Annotated in this window: 14 protein-coding genes; 9 read left to right on the forward strand and 5 right to left on the reverse strand. The window is 72.2% G+C overall.

The genetic code is table 11. The features are described from left to right. Nucleotides 1–10: 10 nt before the first annotated feature. Nucleotides 11–1,045, forward strand: coding sequence for a UDP-N-acetylmuramate dehydrogenase (gene murB / locus IDM46_RS08860; RefSeq protein WP_223878066.1), 1,035 nt, complete (start codon nt 11–13; stop codon nt 1,043–1,045). 41 nt (nt 1,046–1,086) lie between these two features. After that, entirely contained in the window at nt 1,087–1,956 is an 870-nt protein-coding gene (locus IDM46_RS08865) for a DMT family transporter (RefSeq protein ID WP_185115591.1), read from the forward strand. Between the two features lie 75 nt (nt 1,957–2,031). On the opposite strand, the gene IDM46_RS08870 is transcribed toward IDM46_RS08865, so the two are convergent. The 3 genes from IDM46_RS08870 to ispG form a co-directional block, all read right to left on the reverse strand. Further along, nucleotides 2,032–5,334 carry a S8 family serine peptidase gene (locus IDM46_RS08870; RefSeq protein WP_185115504.1) on the reverse strand — a complete coding sequence of 1,101 codons (3,303 nt, stop codon included), beginning with the start codon at nt 5,332–5,334 and terminating at the stop codon, nt 2,032–2,034. A gap of 146 nt (nt 5,335–5,480) precedes the next feature. Beyond that, the gene (locus tag IDM46_RS08875) at nt 5,481–6,209 is read right to left on the reverse strand and encodes a phosphatase PAP2 family protein (protein WP_185115505.1); all 729 of its coding nucleotides are present in this window, start codon (nt 6,207–6,209) and stop codon (nt 5,481–5,483) included. Next, complete coding sequence (ispG, locus tag IDM46_RS08880) at nt 6,184–7,476, reverse strand: flavodoxin-dependent (E)-4-hydroxy-3-methylbut-2-enyl-diphosphate synthase (RefSeq protein WP_185115506.1); 1,293 nt, start codon at nt 7,474–7,476, stop codon at nt 6,184–6,186. Before ispG ends, IDM46_RS08875 begins: the two co-directional genes overlap by 26 nt. A gap of 536 nt (nt 7,477–8,012) precedes the next feature. Here ispG and xseA point away from each other — a divergent pair. The 3 genes from xseA (at nt 8,013) to IDM46_RS08895 (ending at nt 12,686) form a co-directional block, all read left to right on the forward strand. Beyond that, complete coding sequence (xseA, locus tag IDM46_RS08885; RefSeq protein WP_182820514.1) at nt 8,013–9,356, forward strand: exodeoxyribonuclease VII large subunit; 1,344 nt, start codon at nt 8,013–8,015, stop codon at nt 9,354–9,356. A 180-nt stretch (nt 9,357–9,536) separates the two neighbouring features. After that, nucleotides 9,537–10,928: an aldehyde dehydrogenase family protein gene (locus IDM46_RS08890; protein WP_223878067.1), complete on the forward strand. Its 1,392-nt coding sequence runs from the start codon at nt 9,537–9,539 to the stop codon at nt 10,926–10,928. A gap of 63 nt (nt 10,929–10,991) precedes the next feature. Then, nucleotides 10,992–12,686 carry a VWA domain-containing protein gene (locus IDM46_RS08895; RefSeq protein ID WP_185115508.1) on the forward strand — a complete coding sequence of 565 codons (1,695 nt, stop codon included), beginning with the start codon at nt 10,992–10,994 and terminating at the stop codon, nt 12,684–12,686. 30 nt (nt 12,687–12,716) lie between these two features. Here IDM46_RS08895 and IDM46_RS08900 read toward each other — a convergent pair whose 3' ends face one another. Beyond that, the gene (locus IDM46_RS08900) at nt 12,717–15,578 is read right to left on the reverse strand and encodes an EAL domain-containing protein (protein ID WP_185115509.1); all 2,862 of its coding nucleotides are present in this window, start codon (nt 15,576–15,578) and stop codon (nt 12,717–12,719) included. A 198-nt stretch (nt 15,579–15,776) separates the two neighbouring features. On the opposite strand from IDM46_RS08900, the gene IDM46_RS08905 reads away from it, so the two are divergent. Genes IDM46_RS08905 through IDM46_RS08920 form a run of 4 tightly spaced genes read left to right on the forward strand, consistent with a single transcriptional unit; the run spans nt 15,777 to nt 19,841 of the window. Next, nucleotides 15,777–16,400 (forward strand): RNA polymerase sigma factor, encoded by a 624-nt coding sequence (locus IDM46_RS08905; RefSeq protein WP_182823627.1) that lies wholly within the window; start codon nt 15,777–15,779, stop codon nt 16,398–16,400. Next, nucleotides 16,397–17,398, forward strand: a complete 1,002-nt coding sequence (locus IDM46_RS08910) for a hypothetical protein (protein ID WP_185115510.1) — start codon at nt 16,397–16,399, stop codon at nt 17,396–17,398. Before IDM46_RS08905 ends, IDM46_RS08910 begins: the two co-directional genes overlap by 4 nt. Then, entirely contained in the window at nt 17,398–17,985 is a 588-nt protein-coding gene (locus IDM46_RS08915) for a YigZ family protein (protein WP_185115511.1), read from the forward strand. The genes IDM46_RS08910 and IDM46_RS08915 overlap by 1 nt, the downstream gene beginning before the upstream one ends. Then, nucleotides 17,985–19,841 carry an ABC transporter transmembrane domain-containing protein gene (locus IDM46_RS08920; protein ID WP_185115512.1) on the forward strand — a complete coding sequence of 619 codons (1,857 nt, stop codon included), beginning with the start codon at nt 17,985–17,987 and terminating at the stop codon, nt 19,839–19,841. The genes IDM46_RS08915 and IDM46_RS08920 overlap by 1 nt, the downstream gene beginning before the upstream one ends. 46 nt (nt 19,842–19,887) lie before the next feature. Here the strand turns inward: IDM46_RS08920 and IDM46_RS08925 are convergent, their stop codons facing one another. After that, nucleotides 19,888–21,516, reverse strand: a complete 1,629-nt coding sequence (locus IDM46_RS08925) for an acyl-CoA dehydrogenase family protein (RefSeq protein ID WP_185115513.1) — start codon at nt 21,514–21,516, stop codon at nt 19,888–19,890. Nucleotides 21,517–21,519 lie beyond the last annotated feature (3 nt).

Genomic DNA, 21,519 nt, shown 5'->3' on the forward strand with positions numbered 1-21,519 from the left:
CCCGCACGCCGTGCGCTGGACACGCGACGCCGACCTGGCCGATCGCACCACGTTCCGCGTGCCCGCGCGCGCCGCGTGGCTGGTCGAGGTGGACGACGCCGCCGCCCTGCCCCTTGTACTCGCCGACCCGCGGATCGCCGACGGCGAACTGCTGGTGCTCGGTGGTGGCAGCAACCTGCTGTTCGCGGCGAACCTCGATGGCGTTGCCCTGGCCATGTGCGACAGCGCGATCGCCGTGATCGACGGGGACGGGGACGGGGACACGGTCATCGTGCGCGCCGGCGCCGGTCGCGGCTGGCACGAGTTCGTGCGCGACACGCTCGCCCTCGGGCTGTCGGGGTTGGAGAACCTGTCGCTGATCCCGGGCACGGTGGGCGCCGCGCCGATCCAGAACATCGGCGCCTACGGCGTCGAGATCGATCGCCGCGTGCACGCAGTGGAGGCCTGGGACCGCGACGCGGGCCGCCTGGTGCGGCTCGATCCCGCCGACTGCGGTTTCGCCTACCGCGACAGCCGCTTCAAGCGCGAACGCGCGCGCTGGATCGTCACCGCGGTGGAATTCGCGCTGTCGCGCACACCGCGGCTGGAACTCGGCTATGCCGGCATCGGCGAAGAGCTCGCAGCCATGGGCATCGCGTTGCCCACCCCGGCCGACGTGTCGCAGGCGGTGTGCCGCATCCGCCGGCGCAAGCTCCCGGATCCCGCCGTGCTCGGCAATGCCGGCAGCTTTTTCAAGAACCCGATCGTGCCGGCGACGCAGGCCGACGCGCTCCTCGCCGCGCACCGGGCGCTGCCGTGTTTCGCGGCCGGCGCCACCGACATGCGCAAGCTGTCGGCCGCATGGCTGATCGACGCCGCCGGCTGGAAAGGCCATCGCGACGGCGACGCCGGCGTGGCACCCGGCCACGCCCTGGTGCTGGTCAACCATGGCGCTGCCAGCGGTGGCCAGCTGCTCGCGCTGGCGCAGCGGATCGCCGCCTCGGTGCAGGCGCGCTTCGGCGTGGCGCTCGAGCCGGAGCCGCGCATCGTCGGCGCCGCGTGGTGAGCAACGCGCCCGCCAACCCGCAGTCACGCGCCGCCCTGCTGATGCTCGGCAGCACCACGTTCTTCGCCGCCATGGCGGTCATGATCCGCATCGCCTCGGCGGACCTCTCGACCGCCCAGATCGCGTTCTTCCGCAACCTGTTCGGCCTGCTGTTCCTGCTGCCGTTCCTGTTCCGCGGCGGCTGGCGCCTGCCGCGCACCGCGCAGCTGCCCCGCTACCTGGTGCGCTGCGCGATCGGCGTGGCGTCGATGCTGTGCGGCTTCTGGGCACTGGGCAACCTGCCGATGGCGCAGGCGGTGGCGCTGTCGTATGCCACGCCGCTGCTCGCCACCGTGGCCGCGGTGTTCATCCTCGGCGAAACCGTGCGCATGCGGCGCTGGTCGGCGGTGGTGATCGGCATGGTCGGCGTGCTGGTGATCGTGCGCCCGGGCAGCGAGGCCTTCAGCGCCGGCAGCCTGGTGGCGCTGGGCGGCGCCCTGCTTTCGGCGCTGGTGGCGATCCAGATCAAGCAGCTGTCGCGGGTGGACGCCGCCGACACCATCGTCTTCTACACCTACGTGTTCTGGGTGCCGATGTCGCTGCTGCCGGCGCTGTTCGCATGGCAGTGGCCGCAGGGCATCACCTGGCTGTGGCTGCTGCTGCTCGGTGCATTCGGCACCGGTGGCCAGCTGCTGTGGACCAGGGCACTGAAGATCGGCGAGGTGTCGGCGCTGCAGCCGATCAGCTTCATGCAATTGCCGCTGGTGGCGCTGGCGGCCTGGCTGCTGTTCGGCGAGGCGCCCACGCAGTGGACCCTGATGGGCGCCGGCATCATCCTGGGCGCCAACATCTACATCGCGCACCGCGAGGTGCAGCTGGCGCGACGCGCCGCGACCAGCGGCCCGGCCGGGGCGGCCAAGCCAGGCGAGTGACGGTGCGGACTGGCGCAACAGCAAAGGGCCCGGTTTCCCGGGCCCCTTGCCATCAAGACGCTGCGTGGAGCGGGGTCACTGCGTGACGGTAAGCGCCACGCGTGTCGCCTTCTTCGCCACCGCCGGGTCGTTGCTTGCGACGCAGGCGAAGCCCGAGTAGCTGCCCGCCGCCAGGCCGTTGCCCAGCAGCGTGGCGACCAGCGACTGCGAGCCGCCCGCGGCCAGCGAACCCGAGGCCGGGGTGACCGCGCCCAGCCAACTGGCGCCACACGCCACCTCGCCGTCGACCTGCAGGTCGAGCGAGGGGAACGCCACGTTGGCGGTCCACGCACCGCTGCCATCGCCGGCCACGTTGAGGCTGGCAAAGCCACCTTGCCCGGCGCTGCTGCCGTACCAGGCCCAGCGGTTGGCGAACGTGCCGGCGGTGTTGATCACCACCCAGTAGCGTCCGGGGGCCAGCGTGACGGACTGGCCGGCCGCCACCAGGTCCAGGCCGATGCGTCCACCCTCGACCAGCACGCCCGTGGCAAGCGCTGATCTGGAGTGCGTCCACACCGCGGCGCCCGGGTTGGTCTGCGGGTTGCCCGCCGGCATGCCGCCGGCGTCCGGGTAGATGCTCCAGCGCAGGTTCGGCGACGCCGTGGGGAGCGCCACGCCGCTGACGACGAATCCCTCGGCGGTGATCCTGGTGATGCGCGTGCTCGCGTCGACCGTGAAGTCATCACTGGAGAACTGGGCCAGCAAGCCACCCGCCGATGCCGGGTCGCTGTACTGGCTGGCGCGGAAGCCGCTGGTGGCCGTGCCGCGCCAGGTCTCGACCAGCCTGCTGATCGCATTGCCGGTGTTGTCGGCCGACCAGGCCAGCGCCGAGCCGCCGGCGTTGGTCATCGGCACCGTCACCGAGCCCTGGCCGCCCGCCGCAACACTGGCCTGCACCACGCCCGGCAGCACCAGTACCGGCGGCTGCACCGCCACGCCGATCGGCAGGTTCAGCACCGGATCCGCCTTGCCACCCTTCACGCCACTGGGCGCCAGGCGCAGGTTGCCGAAGCTCCAGCTGCCGTTGTTCGGCAGGTTGCCGCTGTCGATGGTCACCACGAACGTCACGCTGCCATTGGCCGGCACGCGCGCGAGGCTTGGCTGCACGCGCCCACGCAGGCCAGCCAGGCTTGCCGCCCAGATCTGGGTACGGCCGTCGACGTTGCGGAAGGTGCGGGTGAACGTGCATCCCCCGGCGCAGTTGCGGTCGGCCAGGCTTGGCAGGTTGAGCGTGGCGGGATCGCCACCCGTGGCCGGGTTGGCCGCGGCGTAGTTCAACGCGGTCTCATCGAGCACCAGGCCGGCGCGCACCGCCTGGTCCACGCGGATCCGGCCCGAACCCCGCGCGAACGGGTTGGCGGGCGTGACCTCGTTTTCGAGGAAGACCGTCGTGGTGGCGGTCATCGCCAGGGCCGACTTCACCTCGGAGACACTCCAGCCGGGACGCGCCTGGCGGACCAGGGCCGCGGCACCCGCCTGGTGCGGAGACGCCATCGACGTGCCGTTCATCAGGCCCACGGCGTTCTCCGAACCGCTGATCGTGGTCCCCGACACGGCGGCCAGGATGCCGTAGCCGGGTGCAGTGACGTCGGGCTTGATCAGGCTGAAGGTGCCTGCCGGGCCGCGCGAGCTGAAAGCGGCCAGCGCATCGGCGGTGTTGGGCAGCGGCGCCGCCGGAAAGCCGATGGTGGCGGTGGCCGCCGGGTTGGCCGCGTTGAAGTCACGCAGCGCGTTGCCCACCGCCTGCGGCACGCCGAACGCCGGCACGGTGGTGTCGGGCACCGAAGGCACCAGCACTTCCGGCAGGTTGTTGGCGATCACCACCGCCACCGCCCCCGCGGCGGACGCGGCATTGGTCTTGATGGTGAAGCTGCAGCCGCCACGGCGGACCACGGCGATCGCACCGTTGAAGGTGCCGGCCGGGTAACCCGCGCAGCCGTCGTCGACCGCATCGACGGTGGGGCTCACGCGCAGCGGCGTGCTGGCCGGGTACGCCACGGTGTGGCCCACGCCGTTGGCGCCGGTGGAGAGCTCGATGGCCGTCAGCGGCTCGGGCACGGTGCCCGGCCCGGTGACCTGCATCAGGAACGAGAAGCCCTCGCGCCCGTGGCGCGCCGCCGCGGTCGAGGACACCCATGGCTCCACGTGGCCAAGCGTGCCGGCTGCCGGACCGCTGTTGCCGGCCGAGGCCGCCACGAACACGCCCGCTTCCACCACGTTGAGGAAGGCCAGCGAGACCGCCTCGCCCCAGGGCTGCGCACCACCGCCGATGGAGTAGTTGATGACGTCGGCGACGCCGTCGATCACGATCTGGTCGATCGCCGCCACCGCCGACACGTTCGGGCACAGGCCCTGTCCGGTGGAGATGTTGGTGTAGCAGATGTCGAAGGCCACGATGCCGGCACGCGGCGCGACACCCGAGATCGACGCCTGCGCGCCGCTGATCGCGACCACGCGGCGATTGCCGGCGACCGTCGACGCGACGTGGCTGCCGTGCGAGTTGGTGTCGCCGAAGCCAGGCTCCTCGCGGAAACCCGGATTGCTGCAGGCATTGCCCGGCGCCGCGCACACGAAGTCGTAGCCGCCGATCAGCTTGTCGTTGCAGCGGCCCGCGTCGACGCCGCCGGGTGCGCAGGTGCCGAGGTAGTTGCCGCTGCCGAGCGGGTTGACGTGCACATGGCCGTCCGCCGGGTCGACCGCCGCGAAGGACGGGCTGCCGAAGTTGATGCCCGAATCCAGGATCGCGGCCACCATGCCTTCGCCCTGGAACGCGCCGCCGGCGGCGCTGCCGGACCACACGGCCGGTGCGCCGATATGGCCCGGACCGGTGTCGGTGTCGAGCGCGTACTCGCGATAGCCCTCGACCAGCCTGACGTCCGGCATGCGGCCCACCTTCGCCGCCTCCGAAGCCGTCAGCGTGACCACGATGCCGTTCACCGCGTGCTGCATGCGATGCCCGACCTGCAGGCTGCGGCCGAGCGCGCGGCTGATGTCGGACTCGCGCGCGGCCTGGCGGCTGCGCAGGTAGTCTACGTAGGCACCGGCCTGGCGGCTGGCGGCGTCGAGGCGTCCGCCCGCGCTGCGCGCCGGGGCCGCGATTCCGCGCACACCGCCGCGGTAGCTGGCCAGGGCGGGCTCGTTGAACAGCACGATGTGCGGTTCCGCGGCTTCCTTTGGCGCGCGCGCCGCGGTGCCCGCGACGGGCCCGGCCCCGAGGGACGTGGCCTGCGTGGTCGCGGGTGTCGCAAGCCTGGATTTCACTCCGATGGTGGCGGCGGCGGCGGCCGACACCACGATGGCGACGGCGACTGCCGCCACCACTGCTGGCTTCGTGGTCATGTCATCTCCCCTGGAACGTGGTCTGGATACGTGTGTGTTTCGACACTCGTCCACGCAGCCGGTGTTGATGCGACCCGGCCCATGTGGTGCCCCCCGGCAGCGGCTGGCCGTGCATGTCGCCACGGTCCACCGACGCCGAGCATCCTTCACTCCAGTGGCGGGGGCAAGCCCTTCCTGCCGACGCGCCCGGCCCCGTACTTGACAAGCAGCCAGGTCGCGGCCGTCCAGGCGAGCGCGGCTGTCCAGCCCGCGAGGATGTCCGACGGGTAATGCACGCCCAGGTAGACGCGCGACAGCCCGACCAGCAGCACGAAGCCGAGCATCGCCACCAGCACCGGCCAGCGCCAGCGCGTGTGCCAGCACAGCAGCACCAGTACCATCGCCAGCGTCATCGAACCCATGGCATGGCCGCTCGGGAAACTGAACGTGTGCTCGGGCGCGATCGCCTCCCACAACGTCGGGCGCTCGCGCGCGAAAGCCAGCTTGGCGGCCATGTTGAGCAGCGCGGAGCCCAGCAGCGCGACCCCTGCGAACAGCCCTTCGCGATGCCGCCGCGCCAGCGCCAGGCCGAGCACGAGCAGGATGTCCATCGGCACCACGCCCCACTCGTAGCCCAGCTTCGAAGCAAGCAGGAACAGCTGGTCCAGCCCTCCCGCCGCCGCCTCGCGCGCGAACAGCAGGATCGGCTCGTCAAAGGCGAAGGGCTCGCCCTCCAGCACTTCGTCGGCGAGTTCCGCGAAGCCCCACAACGGCAGCAGCAGGCCCACGAACACCAGCACCAGCCGCCAGCCATGGCGCTGCAGGAAGCCGGCACCGAAGCGGGCATCCGACAACAGGTTGGCGAGCGCCTCAGTCGGCGTGCGCGGGGCGGCCATAGCGACGGTCGACGTAGCTGTCGATCAGGTCGACGAATTCGCCGGCGATGTTGCCGCCGCGCAAGGTCAGCGCCTTCTCGCCGTCGATGAACACCGGCGCCGAGGGCGCCTCGCCCGTGCCAGGCAGCGAGATGCCGATGTCGGCATGCCGCGACTCGCCCGGCCCGTTGACCACGCAGCCCATCACCGCCAGCGTCATGTGCTCGGCGCCCGGATGGCTGATCTTCCACTCCGGCATCTTCGCGCGCACGTGTTCCTGCACCACCTGGGCCAGTTCCTGGAAGAACTCCGACGTGGTGCGGCCGCAGCCCGGGCAGGCGGTGACCATCGGCGTGAACGCGCGCAGGCCCATGGTCTGCAGCAGTTCCTGCGCCACCACCACCTCCTGCGTGCGCGGCGCACCCGGCTCGGGCGTGAGCGAGATGCGGATGGTGTCGCCGATGCCTTCCTGCATCAGCACCGCGAGTGCGGCGCTGGACGCCACGATGCCCTTGCTGCCGATGCCGGCCTCGGTAAGCCCGAGGTGCAACGCGAAATCGCTGCGCACCGCCAGGTCGCGGTACACCGCGATCAGTTCCTGCACGCCGCTCACCTTGCAGCTCAGCACGATCCTGTCGGGGCCCAGGCCCAGCTCAACCGCACGCGTCGCCGAATCCAGCGCCGATCGGATCAACGCCTCGCGCAGCACGCGTCCGGCGTCCCAGGGTTCGGCGCGCAGCGCGTTCTCGTCCATCAATGCGGCGGCCAGCGCCTGGTCCAGCGAACCCCAGTTGACCCCGATGCGCACCGGCTTGTCGTACTGCATCGCGAACTCGATGAGTTGCGCGAACTGCGTATCGCGCTTGCGGCCGAAGCCGACGTTGCCCGGGTTGATGCGGTACTTCGCCAGCGCCTCCGCGCATGCCGGCTCCGCGGCCAGCAGCTGGTGACCGTTGTAGTGGAAGTCGCCGACGATCGGCACCTCGATGCCCATCATCGCCAGCTTCTCGACGATCCGCGGCACCGCCGCCGCCGACTCGGCATTGTTCACGGTGACCCGAACCAGCTCCGATCCCGCCCGCCACAACTCGGCCACCTGCTTCGTGGTGGACGCGACATCGGCGGTATCGGTATTGGTCATCGACTGCACCACCACCGGCGCGTCGCCACCGACCAGCACGCTGCCCACCCGCACCTGCCGCGTGGCGCGCCGCGGCGCCGGGCCGAATGCCCACTCTTCAAGGCTGCCGGCGCTGCCGGCGTGGGGGATGCTGGGAATGGCGTTCATTGCGGCATTTTAGTCCCTGCCGCCGTGATTGTTCCGGGGCCTTCACTTGGTTGGTCTTGGCGGAGGATGTACGGGTACTCCGCCGGCTGGTCTCCGCTGCATGGGTCATGGCAGGTCGGGAGATGGGCGGGTACTGCGCGGCGGTCCCGCAGCGCGGGCCCTTGAGGCCGGCTGCGTACCCGTACACCCTCCGCTGCCACCGGCGCTGCGGCTTGGGGGAAAGCGTCGCGCTGGCCGCCTCATCCCGGCGGCTGCAGGACCGCGTGGCCGGGGCAGCGCGGCTCTTGCTCTCCCTGCGGCCGCCAGAAGCGCGCCATGGCGGGTTGGTGGGTGCGTAGTGGGCCTAAAGACCCCCGCTGCGACCAAAGCCCCGAGGAAACACCCGCCAGTCCGAAAGGGGGTCAGCCCACGGAGTACCCACCAACCCGCCAGCCAGCCAGCCAGTCAGCCAACGGTGCTGTTCTTCCCACAAACCGCGGAAGGCCAGCCCGCCCACAGTGCCCAGGCCCGCCGCCCGCGCACGGTATCCTGCCCACATGCCTGCCGCGTCCGAAAACATCCTTACCCCGAGCCAGCTCAACACCCTCGCCCGCAGCCTGCTCGAGGACGCCTTTCCGGTCGTGCTGGTCGAAGGCGAACTCGCCAACGTCTCCCGCCCCGCCTCCGGACACCTGTATTTCACCCTCAAGGACGCCCGCGCCCAGGTGCGCTGCGCCCTGTTCCGCCCCAAGAGCCAATGGCTGAAGTTCCAGCCCCGTGACGGCCTGAAGGTGATCGCCCGCGGCCGGCTCACGCTCTACGAAGCGCGTGGCGACTACCAGCTGATCCTCGACTCGCTCGAGGAGGCCGGCGAAGGCGCCCTGCGCCGCGCCTTCGAAGAACTGAAGGCACGCCTGCAGGCCGAAGGCCTGTTCGACGACGCCCGCAAGCGCCCGCTGCCCGCCTACCCCCGGCGCCTGGCCGTGATCACCTCCCCCTCGGGCGCCGCCGTGCGCGACGTCCTCAGCGTGCTTGCCCGGCGCTTTCCCCTGGTTGAAGTGGATGTCCTGCCGGTTCCCGTGCAGGGCGAGGCTGCCGCGGCTCAGATCCGCGCGATGCTCGAGCGCGCGGGGGCGAGCGGCCGCTATGACGTGCTCGTGCTGGCGCGCGGTGGCGGCTCGCTGGAGGACCTCTGGGCGTTCAACGACGAAGCCCTGGCACGCGCGATCGCCGCCTCGCCGGTCCCGGTGGTGTCCGCCGTCGGCCATGAGACCGACTTCAGCCTGGCCGACTTCGCCGCCGACCTGCGCGCACCGACGCCATCTGTGGCCGCCGAACTGCTGGTGCCCGACCGCGTCGACGTCGGCACCCGCTTGCGCGGCCTGCACCAGCGACTGGGCGCCCTGCACCTGCAGCAGCTGCGCAACGCCATGCAGCGCACCGACCGCGCCGCGCTGCGCCTGCACGCCGTGCGCCCGCAGGCGCGCCTGCAGGCGCTGGGGCAACGCCAGCAGGACGCGCTGCGCCGGCTGCAGGCCGCGTGGCGCGTGCGCGACGCCGAATGGCGTTCCGGCCTGCGCCACGCCGATGCCGTGCTGCGCGCAACGCACCCCGCGCGGCGCCTTGCTGCGCTGCGCGAACGCCTTGCGAGCCTGGCACCGCGGCCGCAGGCGGCGGTCGCCCGTCGGCTGCGCGACGACGCCCTGCGCCTGCACGGCCTCGCGCGCTCGCTGCAGGCGGTGAGCCCGCTGGCCACCGTTGCGCGCGGCTACGCGATCCTGCAGCACGCCGACGGCCGCGTGGTGCGCACCACGGGCGATGCCGCCGTCGGCGATGTGCTCGACGCACGCCTTGCCGACGGTGCCCTGCGCTTGCGCGTGGAGTCGCGCAAGGACACGTAAGGGCCGCTCCGGCCTGACCCCGTGATCACCGCTGTTGCGCATAATCGCGTGCAGTGCGTGCGCACGGGCGATCAGAGGAGAACGACGGTGGCGAAAACCGGCAAGGGCGGCGCGGCCGCGACCGGCAGGCAGCGCGACGGGCTTGCAGCGAGCTACCCCTACTACCTCGCCAACCGCGCGGTGGCGGCCAACACCGACCTCGACGTCTTCGACAAGTACACCGGCAAGCGCGCCACGCGCGTGGCGCTGGCCGATGCCGCCACCGTGCGCAAGGCGATCGTGGCCGCGCACAAGGCGCGCCGGGCGATGGCCGCCTTCCCGCCCGACGCGCGCCGTGACGTGCTCGAACACTGCGTCAGGCGCTTCGACGAGCGCGCCGACGAACTCGCCCATGCACTGTGCATCGAGGCCGGCAAGCCGATCCGCGACGCGCGCGGCGAGGTGACCCGGCTCATCGACACCTTCCGCATCGCCGCCGGCGAAGCCACGCGCATCACCGGCGAGGTCCTCGAACTGCAGGTGTCCGAGCGCAGCCGTGGCTACCGCGGCATGGTCAAGCGTGTCCCGGTTGGCGCGTGCAGCTTCATCACGCCGTTCAATTTCCCGCTCAACCTGGTCGCGCACAAGGTGGCGCCGGCGATCGCCGCCGGCTGCCCGTTCGTGCTCAAGCCGGCGGCGAAGACCCCGGTGGGTGCGCTGATCATTGCCGAAGTGCTGGCCGAAACCGACCTGCCGATGGGCGCGTTCTCGGTCCTGCCCTGCGACAACGACGCGGCGTCGGCGCTGGTCGAGGACGACCGCATCGCCCTGCTCAGCTTCACCGGCGGCCTGGTCGGCTGGGACCTCAAGGCGCGCGCCGGGCGCAAGAAGGTGACGCTGGAACTCGGTGGCAACGCGGCCTGCATCGTCGATGCAGACCCTGGCGCCAGCCTCGACCACATCGTGGAGCGGCTGGTGTTCGGCGCGTACTACCAGTCCGGCCAGAGCTGCATCAGCGTGCAGCGCATCTATGTGCATGCGTCGGTGTACCCGGCGCTGCGCCGCAAGCTCAAGGCCGCGGTGGCGGCCTTGCGCATGGGCGATCCGCGCGACGCGCGCACGGTGATCGGGCCGATGATCGACGAGGCGGCCGCGAAGCGCGTCGACGCGTGGATCCAGTCCGCGCGCAGGGCGGGCGCGAAACAGCTCGCCGGCGGCATCCGCGTCGGCAACATGCTGCCCGCGGCGCTGCTGGAAGACGTGCCGCCCGGCGCCGAACTGATGCGCCAGGAAGCCTTCGGCCCGGTGGCATGCATGCAAGCCTTCGATACGTTCGAGGACGCGCTGGCGCGCGCCAACGACAGCGACTTCGGCCTGCAGGCGGGCGTGTTCACCGCCAGCCTTGCCCACGCCATGCGCGCCTGGGATGCGCTCGACGTCGGCGGCGTGGTGGTCGGCGACGTGCCCAGCTTCCGCGTCGACAACATGCCCTACGGCGGCGTGCGCGGTTCGGGCCTGGGACGGGAGGGCGTGCGCAGCGCGATCGAGGACATGACCGAGCCGCGCCTGCTGGTGATCCGCGATCCGGTTTGAGGGCCCGCAACCCCGTCCGGCCCGCCGGCCCGTTGGCTTGGGGGTCAACCTCGGGAGCCACCCATGAACCGACACACCCTGGCCGCACTGGCCACCACCCTGCTGCTCGCAGCCTGCCAGACGGCGAATCACGAGGCGGCCGCGCCCTCGGCGCCGCCCGTCATCTTCGATGCCCCCGCGCCGGCCACGGCGACGGAGATCGGGCAGCAGCGCGCCGTGGCGGCCGACGCGATGGCGCGCGAACACGCCGTGCGCACCACGGCGGCGGCGCAGCGCACGTACATGCCGTCGCCGCCCCCTGCGCCTCCGATGTTCGCGCCCCCGCCCGCCAACACCGAGCAGTACGCGGCGCGCAGCGACAACCCGGTGCAGCGCGCGTCCGAGCAGCCGGTGTCGACCTTCTCGGTGGACGTCGACACCGGCAGCTACAGCAACGTGCGCCGCATGCTGCGCCAGGGCACGCGCCCACCCGCGGACGCAGTGCGCGCCGAAGAGTTCATCAATTACTTCCGCCATGGCCATCCGGCGCCCGCCAGTCGCGACGTGCCGTTCCGCGCGACCGTCGAGATCGCCCCGGCGCCGTGGAACCCCAGGCGCCACCTGATGATGGTCGGCCTCAAGGGCTATGACGTGCCGAAGGCGGAGCTGCCGCCGGCCAACCTGGTGTTCCTGGTCGACACCTCCGGCTCGATGCATTCCGAAGACAAGCTGCCGCTGCTGAAGCAGGCGTTCTCGGCGCTGGCCTCGCAGCTGCGTGCGCAGGACAGGGTGTCGATCGTGGCCTACGCCGGTTCGGCCGGCCTGGTGCTGCCGCCGACGCCGGGCAACCGCCAGGGCGAGATCATCGCCGCGCTGGAGCGGCTGCAGGCCGGCGGCAGCACCAACGGGGGCGAAGGCATCACGCTCGCCTATGCCATGGCGCGCCAGGGCTTCGTGGCCGGCGGCGCCAACCGCGTGATCCTGGCCACCGACGGCGACTTCAACGTCGGCACCGTCGACCGGGCGGCGCTCGAAACCCTGGTCGGCGACCAGCGCAAGTCGGGCATCGCGCTGACCACGCTCGGCTTCGGCCAGGGCAACTACAACGATGCGATGGCCGAGCGCCTGGCCAATGTCGGCGACGGCAACCACGCATACATCGACACCGTGCTGGAGGCGCGCAAGGTGCTGGTGGAGGAGATGTCGGCGACGCTGCTGACGATCGCGCGCGACGTCAAGGTGCAGGTCGAGTTCAACCCGGCGGTGGTTTCCGAGTATCGCCTTGTCGGCTACGAGAACCGCAGGCTGCAGCGCGAGGACTTCGCCAACGACCGCGTCGATGCAGGCGACATCGGCGCGGGCCACGAGGTCACCGCGCTGTACGAGGTCGCCCTGGTCGGCTCGGGCGCCGAACGCCTGCCCGCGCTGCGCTACGGCGCCACGCAGGCGCAGCCCGCAGGCGGCGCCGAGCTCGCGCACCTGCGCCTGCGCTACAAGCGCCCGGGCGAGGACGCCAGCCGGCTGATCGAAGTGCCCGTGCGCCGCGACGCGATCCGCGCGCAAGCCAGCGCGACCCTGCGCTTCGCGGCCACCGTGGCGGCGTTCGCCGACGCGCTGCGCGGCGGGCGCAACATCGAGGGCTGGGACTGGGATGCGATCGCGCACAGCGCGCGCGCCAGCCGTGGCGACGACCGCTGGGGCCTGCGCGCCGAGTTCGCGGAGCTGGTCGAAGCCGGCCGCATCGCCACCGGTGGCGACGTCACGCGACCGGCCGACTGAGTGGTGTCCCCAGGCGCCGCCTGCCCACGCTCAGCGCGGCCGGCGCCCCGCCGCCGGTGCCGGCAGGGGGCGACCGAACAGGAAGCCCTGGCCATAGGTGCAGCCGAGCTCGCGCAGGGTCTGCGCCTGCGTGGCCGTCTCGACGCCCTCGCCCACCGTCTGGATGCCGAGCGTGCGCGCCAGCACCAGGATCGCGCGCACCAGCGCCAGGCTCTCGGGATGCAGGGCGTCATCGAGGCCAGCCACGAAGCTCTGGTCGATCTTCAGGGCGTGGATCGGGAAGCGATGCAGGTACGACAGCGCCGAGAACCCGGTGCCGAAGTCGTCGAGCAGCGCCAGCACGCCGCGCTCGCGCAGGCTGTTGAGCATGCGCAGCGCGCGCGGGGCGTCGTCGAGCAGCGCGACCTCGGTGATCTCGATGCGCAGCCGCGACGCATCGGCACCCGCATCGTCGACCATCCGCAGCAGGCGCTCGGCGAAGTTCTCGGAATGGAAATGGCGCGGCGAGACGTTGATCGAGACATGGCCGCGATGGCCGCGGGTCATCCACTCGAACACGCGCCGGTACAGCAGCCAGTCGACCTGCTCGATCAGGCCGCTGTCCTCGCCCACGCCGATGAACTCCGACGGCTGCAGGGGTCCGCGTTGGTCGTGGTTCCAGCGCAGCAGCGCCTCGTGGCCCACCACTTCGCCGCTGGCCAGGTCGACGATCGGCTGGAAGTACGGCTCGAAGGCGTCGTTGAGGATCGCGCGGCGCAGGTCGGCCTCGAGGTCCAGCAGGCGCGTCGCCTCGGCGCGCATGTTCTCGTCGAACAGTTCGCTGCGGTCGCGCCCGCGCGCCTTGGCGCGGTACATCGCCGCGTCGGCATCGCGCAGCAGGTCCTCGCCGTGGCGGTAGCGCGACTGCCACAGGGCGATGCCGACGCTGGCCGAGGGAAACAGCTCGCGCCCGGCGATCCACATCGGCTCGCCCAGGGCGGTCAGGATCCGCGCCGCGACGGCCTGCGCCACGTCGCCGTCGGCGGCGTCGGCCAGCAGCACGGCGAACTCGTCGCCGCCCAGGCGCGCGACCACGTCACCCTCGCGCAGCATGCTGCCGATGCGCCGCCCGGCCTCCACCAGCATCTCGTCGCCGGCGGCGTGGCCCACGCTGTCGTTCACCAGCTTGAAGCGGTCGAGGTCGAGGAACAGCACCGCGAACGGCCCGCGCGCCTGGCTGCGCGTTTCCGCCACGGCGGTATCCAGGCATTCCAGAAGGCGGGTGCGGTTGGGCAGGCCGGTGAGATGGTCGTGGCGCGCCTGGTGGAGCAGGCGCTCCTCGGCCCGCAGGCGCTCGCCGACCTGCGCGCGCAGCTCGCGGTTGGCGCTCTCGAGCTCGCGGGTGCGCGCCTCCACGCGCGACTCGAGCTCGGCGTGCGCGGCTTTCAGGTGTTCCTGCGAGCGCTTGCGCGCCAGCGCGCCGCCGATGTGGTCGGCAACGAAGGTCAGCAGCCCCTGGTCGCGCCCGCTGAACCCGATGTCCGGCGAATAGCTCTGCACCGCGATCACGCCCACCACCACGCCATCGCGCGACAGCGGCACGCCGAGCCAGCAGTGGGCCAGGCTGCCGTGATGGCGCAGCTCGCCGCTGGCTTCGAGCTCGGCGATCCTGGCGCGGTCGGCAAGCAGCGCACGGCCGTGATCGATCACGTACTCGCTCAGCCCCCGGGTCATCCGCCGCCGGCGGCGCACGGCGTCGCGCTCGTCGACGGAGTACGGGAACTCGATGTGCTTGCCGTCGGCCGAGACCATGGCGATGTAGAAGTTGCGCGCGTACAGCAGCTCGCCAACCACCGCGTGGAGGTCCGCGTAGAAGCGTTCCACGCTGCCGGCGGCGACCGACAGCTCGCTGATCCGGAACAGCGCACGCTGCAGGCGCTCGGCGCGCTGGCGCTCGACGATCTCCGCCTGCAGCACCTGGTTGGCCCGCTGCAGCTCGCGCGTGCGCGCCTCGACGCGGCGCTCCAGCTCGGCGTGCGCGTGCTTGCGGTCCAGCGCGGTGAGGATGTGCTGGGCCACGAACTCCAGCAGCACGCGGTCCTCGTCGCTGTAGCAGTCGGGCTTGTCGTAGCTCTGCACCACGATCGCGCCGCTGACGCGGCTGTCGCGGCGCATCGGCACGCCAAGCCAGTCCGCGCTGTCGGGTCCGAGGAACTGGTCGCGGCCGACCTTCAGCTGGCGTCGGATCCGCGCCGAGGGCCCGAGCAGCGGGCGGCCGTGCACCAGCATCGCCACGGTGAGGCTGTTGGGGATGTCGGACAGCGCGATCTCGGTGTCCGGATCAGCCACCCAGGGGTCGCGCTGGTCGGCGAAGTACAGGAAACGCACGGTTTCGCGGACGTCGTCGTAGAGCACGATGTAGAAATTCTCGGCCGACATGAGGCTGCCGACCACGCCGTGGATGCGCGCCAGCACGTCATGCATGTCCAGCCCGGAGCCGGCGACATCGGCGATCTCGTACAGCGCCTGCTGCAGGCGTTCGGATTTCCGCAGGGATGCGATGCGCGCTTCGCCCTGCGCTGCCGACAACGTCGCGGTGACCGCGCGCCGCGCCAGCGCGCGCCAGGCGTCGAGGGAGGCGGGCGTGAGCGGTTCGGGCAGCCGCGCGGCGATCGCCAGCGCCGCCCCCTCACTGCTCCAGGCCTCGTCGATCGCGGCGCCGTCGCCGGCGTGCGCTTCGCCGCCGGTCAGCGCAAGCGCGTGGGCGCGCAACGCGGGCGGCACCCCGTCCACCGCCGACATGCCGACGCCGATGCGCGGATCGTTCCAGCACACCACCACGCCCGAGCCGGTGGGCAGCGACTGCGCGAGCACGTCCGCCAGCCCCGCCAGGTCGCCCTCGCGCGGCGTCATCGCTATCGGAACATCCAGCACTGCCTGCACGCGCCACTTCTCCTCGCCGACGAGGACCCTTCGGGAACAACGCTGAACGCGCTCACGGCCGGCAAGGCATCCAGGCCGCCCCCCACGGCCGGTCCGCGCATGATGCATGGTCGCGCCGCCGGCCGCACGGGCTTCCCGCCGCGGCGCGCAGCCCGTACCCTCGCGACGATGGACGAGCGCGCCGCCAACGACGGTTCAAAGGGCAGCGACGAGGCGCTGATGCTGGCCTGGGCGGATGGTGACGTGGCCGCGTTCGAGCAGCTCTACGCGCGCCATCGCCAGCGCCTGCACCGCTACCTGCTGCGCCTCCTGCGCGACCCCGCGCTGGCCGACGACGTGTACCAGGACACCTGGCAGCGCGTGATCGCGGCGCGCCGCGACTGGCGCCCTGAAGCCGGCTTTTCGACCTGGCTCTATCGCATCGCGCACAACCGCATGAACGACCATTGGCGCGCCATGCAGCACCGCCCGCCCGCGCCCGCCGATGCCGACCTGCGCACCGCGCGCGTGGAGGATCCCGACACGCCGGAGCGCAACCTGTCGGCATTCGAATCCCGGCGCAACCTGCAGCTGGCGCTGGACGCGCTGCCATCCGAGCAGCGCGAGGTCCTGGTGCTGCGGCTGGAGCAGGAACTGAGCCTCGAGGAGATCGGCGGGATCACCGGCGTGGGCCGCGAAACCGTCAAGTCGCGGCTGCGCTACGCCATGGACAAGCTGCGCCAGCGCCTGCAGCCCGCCGATGCCGGGGACGGCGCTGTCGTGCCCGTTGCCGCGCAGGAGCGTCCGGCATGAGCCGCGTGCCCCCGCGCGGGACTCCGTTGGACCACGAGGAGCGCGAGCTCGCGGCGCTGCTGGCGCGCGACAGGCCATCTGCCGGCCCGTCGCCGGCGCTGGATGCCGCGATCCTGGCGACGGCGCGCAAGGCCGCACGCGACGCGCCTGGCCTTGCGCCACGCGCTACCCGCCGGCCGCGCATGGCGTGGGCCGCGGGTGCGGGGCTGGCGGCGTCGCTGGTGCTCGCCGTCGGCGTGGCCTGGCAAATCCGCCCACAAGGCGATGCGATCGAAGTGCCGGACGAGGCACCGCGCGCAGCCGTGGCCCGTGAGGTTGGCACTGCAACGCCACCGCCGGCGCCAGCCGTGGAGAACCAGGCCGCGATGCACGACGACACCGCTGTACCGTCCATCGCCGATCCGGGCGCGGCATCGCGCGTTGAAGCACGGCTGCCGCCCGCGCCGTCCACGGCCTCAGGCGCCGCAGTGCATGTGACATCCGCACCGCCCGGCGACGGGATGCCCGCGATGGACAAGCCGGCATCGCCGGCTCCCCCTGCGGCCGCCTCGCCCCCGCCGCCTGCGCCTGTCGTGTTCGACGCGCCTGAGCCCGTCACCGCTGCCGCGCCGCAGCGCGAATCCGCCCGGCAGGCCGGCGCTGCGGCGGCCGATGCCGAACGACGCAGCCTGGCCCAGGACGCAGCCACCGACGCTGCGCGACAGCGCGTCGAGCGCACGGCGCAACAAGCGACACGCCCTGCAGCGGCGGCTGCCGCTGCGAAAGCGGCGTCGTCACCTCCGCTTCGCCAGGACGATGGCCACGCCTACGACCAACCGCTGGACGATGCCCCGCCGGCCTCCGCCGATGCACCCGAAGTGCGCGAGGCATGGCTGGCGCGCATTCGCGAACTGGTGGCCGAAGAACGCTACGCCGAGGCCCGCGCCAGCTTCGAGGAATTCCGCCGCCGCTATCCCGACGTGGACGTGCCACGCGACCTGCGGGTGCTGTTGCCGTAATGCGCACCACCCTGGCCGCAGCCGCGGTGCACGAGATCGCAGTCCGCCACAGCCGCTTCCTCGCCCACGCCGCGCCTGTGGAGTCGGCAGATGACGCTGCCGCCTTCATGGCCGCGGTGTCGGTGGCCGACGCCACCCACAACTGCTGGGCGTGGCGGATCGGCCCCGGCTACCGCTCCAGCGACGACGGCGAGCCCGCCGGCACCGCCGGCCGGCCGATCCTCGCGGCCATCGATGGCCAGGGCCTGGATGGCGTGGCGGTGGTGGTGACGCGCTGGTACGGCGGCATCAAGCTCGGCGCCGGCGGCCTGGTGCGCGCCTATGGCGGTGCCGCGGCGGAATGCCTGCGCACCGCGCCGCGCCGCGACGTGATCGACATGGCGGAGCTGCGCGTCGCCTGCGGCTTCGCCGATTGCGGCGAGGTGCACGCGGCGCTGCCGGCATTCGCGGCCGAGAAGCTCTCGGAGACCTTCGATGCCGACGGTGCGCACTTCCAAGTGCGGCTGCCGGCGGATGCGGTGGAGGGCTTCCGTGCGCGCCTGCGCGACGCCACCCGCGACCGCGTGCGCATCGGCGACAATGGCTGATGGCCCGATTCCCGCAAGCGTCGCAGCAGGCAAACCAACCCACCGCAACCGCCGGCAGCGACAGCCCACCCGGCGACGCCGCGCCCGCCGGCGAGCGCAAGGCACCGTTCGCCAGCCTGCGCGGCCTGTTGCCGTTCCTGGCGCGCCACAAGGGCCTGCTGGTCGCCTGGCTGCTGGCGCTGGTCGCCTCCAGCACCGCGACGCTCAGCCTGCCGGTGGCGGTGCGCCACATGATCGATCGCGGGTTCGCCAGCGGGTCGGGCATCGATGCGGCCTTTGGCCTGCTGCTGGCGGTCGCGGTGGCGCTGGCGCTGGCCACCGCCGCGCGGTTCTTCTTCGTCTCGCTGCTCGGCGAGCGCGTGGTCGCCGACCTGCGCAACCAGCTCTACGGCCACCTGATCGGGCTCGACCAGGCATTCTTCTCGCGCAGCCGCTCCGGCGAGCTGGTGTCGCGCCTGACGGCCGACACCGAACTGCTGCGCAGCGTGGTGGCGACCAGCATGTCGGTGGCCCTGCGCAGCACGGTGATGGTGCTGGGCAGCGTGGCGATGATGGTGGTCACCAGCCCCAGGCTGGCGCTGTGGACGCTGGTCGGCATCCCGCTCTTCGTGCTGCCGCTGGTGCTGGGTGGCCGCCGCCTGCAGCGCATCTCGCGGCAGAGCCAGGACCGCATCGCCGATGCCAACGCGCTCGCCAACGAGACCCTGGGCGCGGTGTCCACGGTGCAGGCACATGCCCGCGAGGAACACGAGCGCGCGCGCTTCGGAGCCGCCGTGGCCATGTCGGTCGCCACCGCGCGCCGCCGCATCACCGTGCAGGCGATGGTGACCGCGGTCGCCATCACCGCGGTGTTCGGCGCGATCACGCTGGTGCTGTGGTCGGGCGCGCACGACGTGGCCGGGGGCACCATGACCGCGGGCACGCTCGGCCAGTTCGTGCTGTACGCGCTGTTCGGCGGCGGCTCGGTGGGCGCGCTGGCCGAGGTCTGGAACGAACTGCAGAAAGCCGCCGGCGGCATGGGGCGAATCAGCGAACTGCTCGACGAACGCGCCCTGGTCTCCACCCCGGCCACACCCGCCACCCTGCCCCGGCCGGTGCGCGGCGAAGTCGCGCTGCGCGACGTGACCTTCCACTATCCGTCGCGCCCGGACATGCCGGCGCTGCACGGCTTCACGCTGGCCGTGGCGCCGGGAGAGACGGTCGCGCTGGTCGGCCCGTCGGGCGCCGGCAAGAGCACGGTGTTCTCGCTGTTGCTGCGCTTCTATGACCCGCAGTCCGGGGTGCTGACGCTGGACGGCGTGGACCTGCGCACGCTCGACCCGATCGCGCTGCGCGGTGCGATCGCGGTGGTGCCGCAGCAGCCGACGATCTTCGCCGCCAGCGCGCGCGACAACATCCGTTACGGCCGCCTGGAGGCGACCGACACCGAAGTCGAAGCCGCCGCGCGCGCGGCCGAGGCGCACGACTTCATCACCGCCCTGCCCGGCGGCTACGACGAACAGCTGGGCGAACGCGGCGCGCGCCTGTCCGGCGGCCAGCAGCAGCGGATCGCGATCGCGCGCGCCCTGCTGCGCGACGCGCCCGTGCTGCTGCTCGACGAAGCCACGTCCGCACTCGACGCACAGAGCGAGCGCGCCGTGCAGCACGCGCTCGAGCGACTGATGGCGGGCCGCACCACGCTGGTGGTGGCGCATCGCCTGGCCACGGTGCTCAAGGCCGACCGCATCGTGGTGGTGGACGCCGGGTGCATCGTCGCCGAGGGCACCCACGCCGAGCTGATGGCGCAGAACGGGCTGTATGCGGAGCTTGCGCGGCTGCAGTTCCTGGATGTGCAGGGCGTGTCCGCAGACGCATAGCGGGTGTCGATGCACTCGCCCATGCGCGGCACGCACGGCGACGGCCTCAAGCTGGAAGCGCGCGCTCGATGGCGGCGTGGGTGGCCAGCTCCGCCGGCAGCGTGCCCATCGCCAGGCCATGCGCGCCGCCCAGGCGGCTGCGACAGAACGCTTCGGCCACCGGGCTGCCGGCACGCAGCAGCACCGAGGCCTGCAGCGCGAGCGCGATGCGTTCGACCAGCAGGCGTGCGCCGGCCTCGGACGCGTCCGGCAGGGCCAGGCGCAATGCCGCGCGCGCGGCGTCCAGCGCCGGGTGCAGCCCGCGCGCGGCGTCGATCTCGGCGAGCAGCGCCGCGCCGGCCTCGGGTTCGCGCGCCAGCGCACGCAGCACGTCCAGGCACTGGATGTTGCCGCTGCCTTCCCAGATCGAATTCAGTGGCGCCTGGCGGTACAGCCGGGGCAGCAGCGAGTCCTCGATGTAGCCGGCACCGCCCAGGCATTCCTGCGCCTCGTTGACCAGTGCCGGCGCGCGGCGGCAGATCCAGTACTTGCCGACCGCGGTGGCGACGCGGGCGAACGCGGCTTCGTGCGGGTCGTGCGGCGCGGCATCCACCGAACGCGCCACGCGCATCGCCAGCGCCAGCGCCGCCTCGGATTCGACGGCCAGGTCGGCCAGCACGTTGCGCATCAGCGGCTGCTCCGCGAGGCGCTTGCCGAACGCGCTGCGGTGCCGGCAGTGGTGGATCGCCTGCGCCAGCGCCATGCGCGTGCCCGCGGCCGAACCCAGCATGCAGTCGAGGCGGGTGAGCATCACCATCTGCAGGATGGTGGCGACGCCGCGGCCCTCGTCGCCCACGCGCCAGGCGGCCGCGCCCTCGAAATCGACCTCGGACGAAGCGTTCGACCAGTCGCCGAGCTTGTCCTTGAGGCGCACGAGCGAGAACGCGTTGCGGGTGCCGTCGGACCGCCGCCGCGGCATCAGGAAGCAGCTCAAGCCACCGGACGCCTGGGCCAGCACCAGGAAACCGTCGGACATCGGCGCCGAGAAGAACCACTTGTGCCCGCGCAGCACGTACGCATCTCCGGCCACGGCGTCGCCATCGGCCAGCGGCGTGGCCGTGGTGGTGTTGGCGCGCACGTCGCTGCCGCCCTGCTTCTCGGTCATGCCCATGCCGATGGTGACGCCCGGCTTGGCATGGATGGCGAGATCCGACGCGTCGTAGCGGCAGCTCGCGACCTTGTCCACCCACTCGCACAGCCTCGGGGCCAGGCGCAGGACCGGCACCGCGGCATGGGTCATGGTCAGCGGGCAGCTGGTGCCGGGTTCCACCTGGTGGTGCAGGTAACTCAGCGCCGCGCGCGCCACGTGCGCACCCTTGCCGGGCTGCGCCCAGGACAGGCCGGCCACGCCGTGCTCCACCGCGACCTGCATCAGCCGGTGGTAGTTGGGGTGGAAGTCCACCACGTCGATGCGCCGGCCGAAGCGGTCGTGCGTGCGCAGCCGCGGCCGGTCGCGATGGGCGTCGTGCGACAGGGCCAGGAGCTCGCCGCCGGCGATGGCGCCGTACGCGGCGACGTGCGCGGTGAACGCCGCCGCGCCTTCGCGCGGGAGCGCGTCACGCAGCACGACATCGTCGCCCCAGAGGTCACGCGGCGCGAACTCGGGCGGCTGGTTGTCGACGACGTGCGTGACCATGGC

Source organism: Luteimonas sp. MC1825 (genome assembly GCF_014764385.1).
GTDB lineage: Bacteria > Pseudomonadota > Gammaproteobacteria > Xanthomonadales > Xanthomonadaceae > Luteimonas.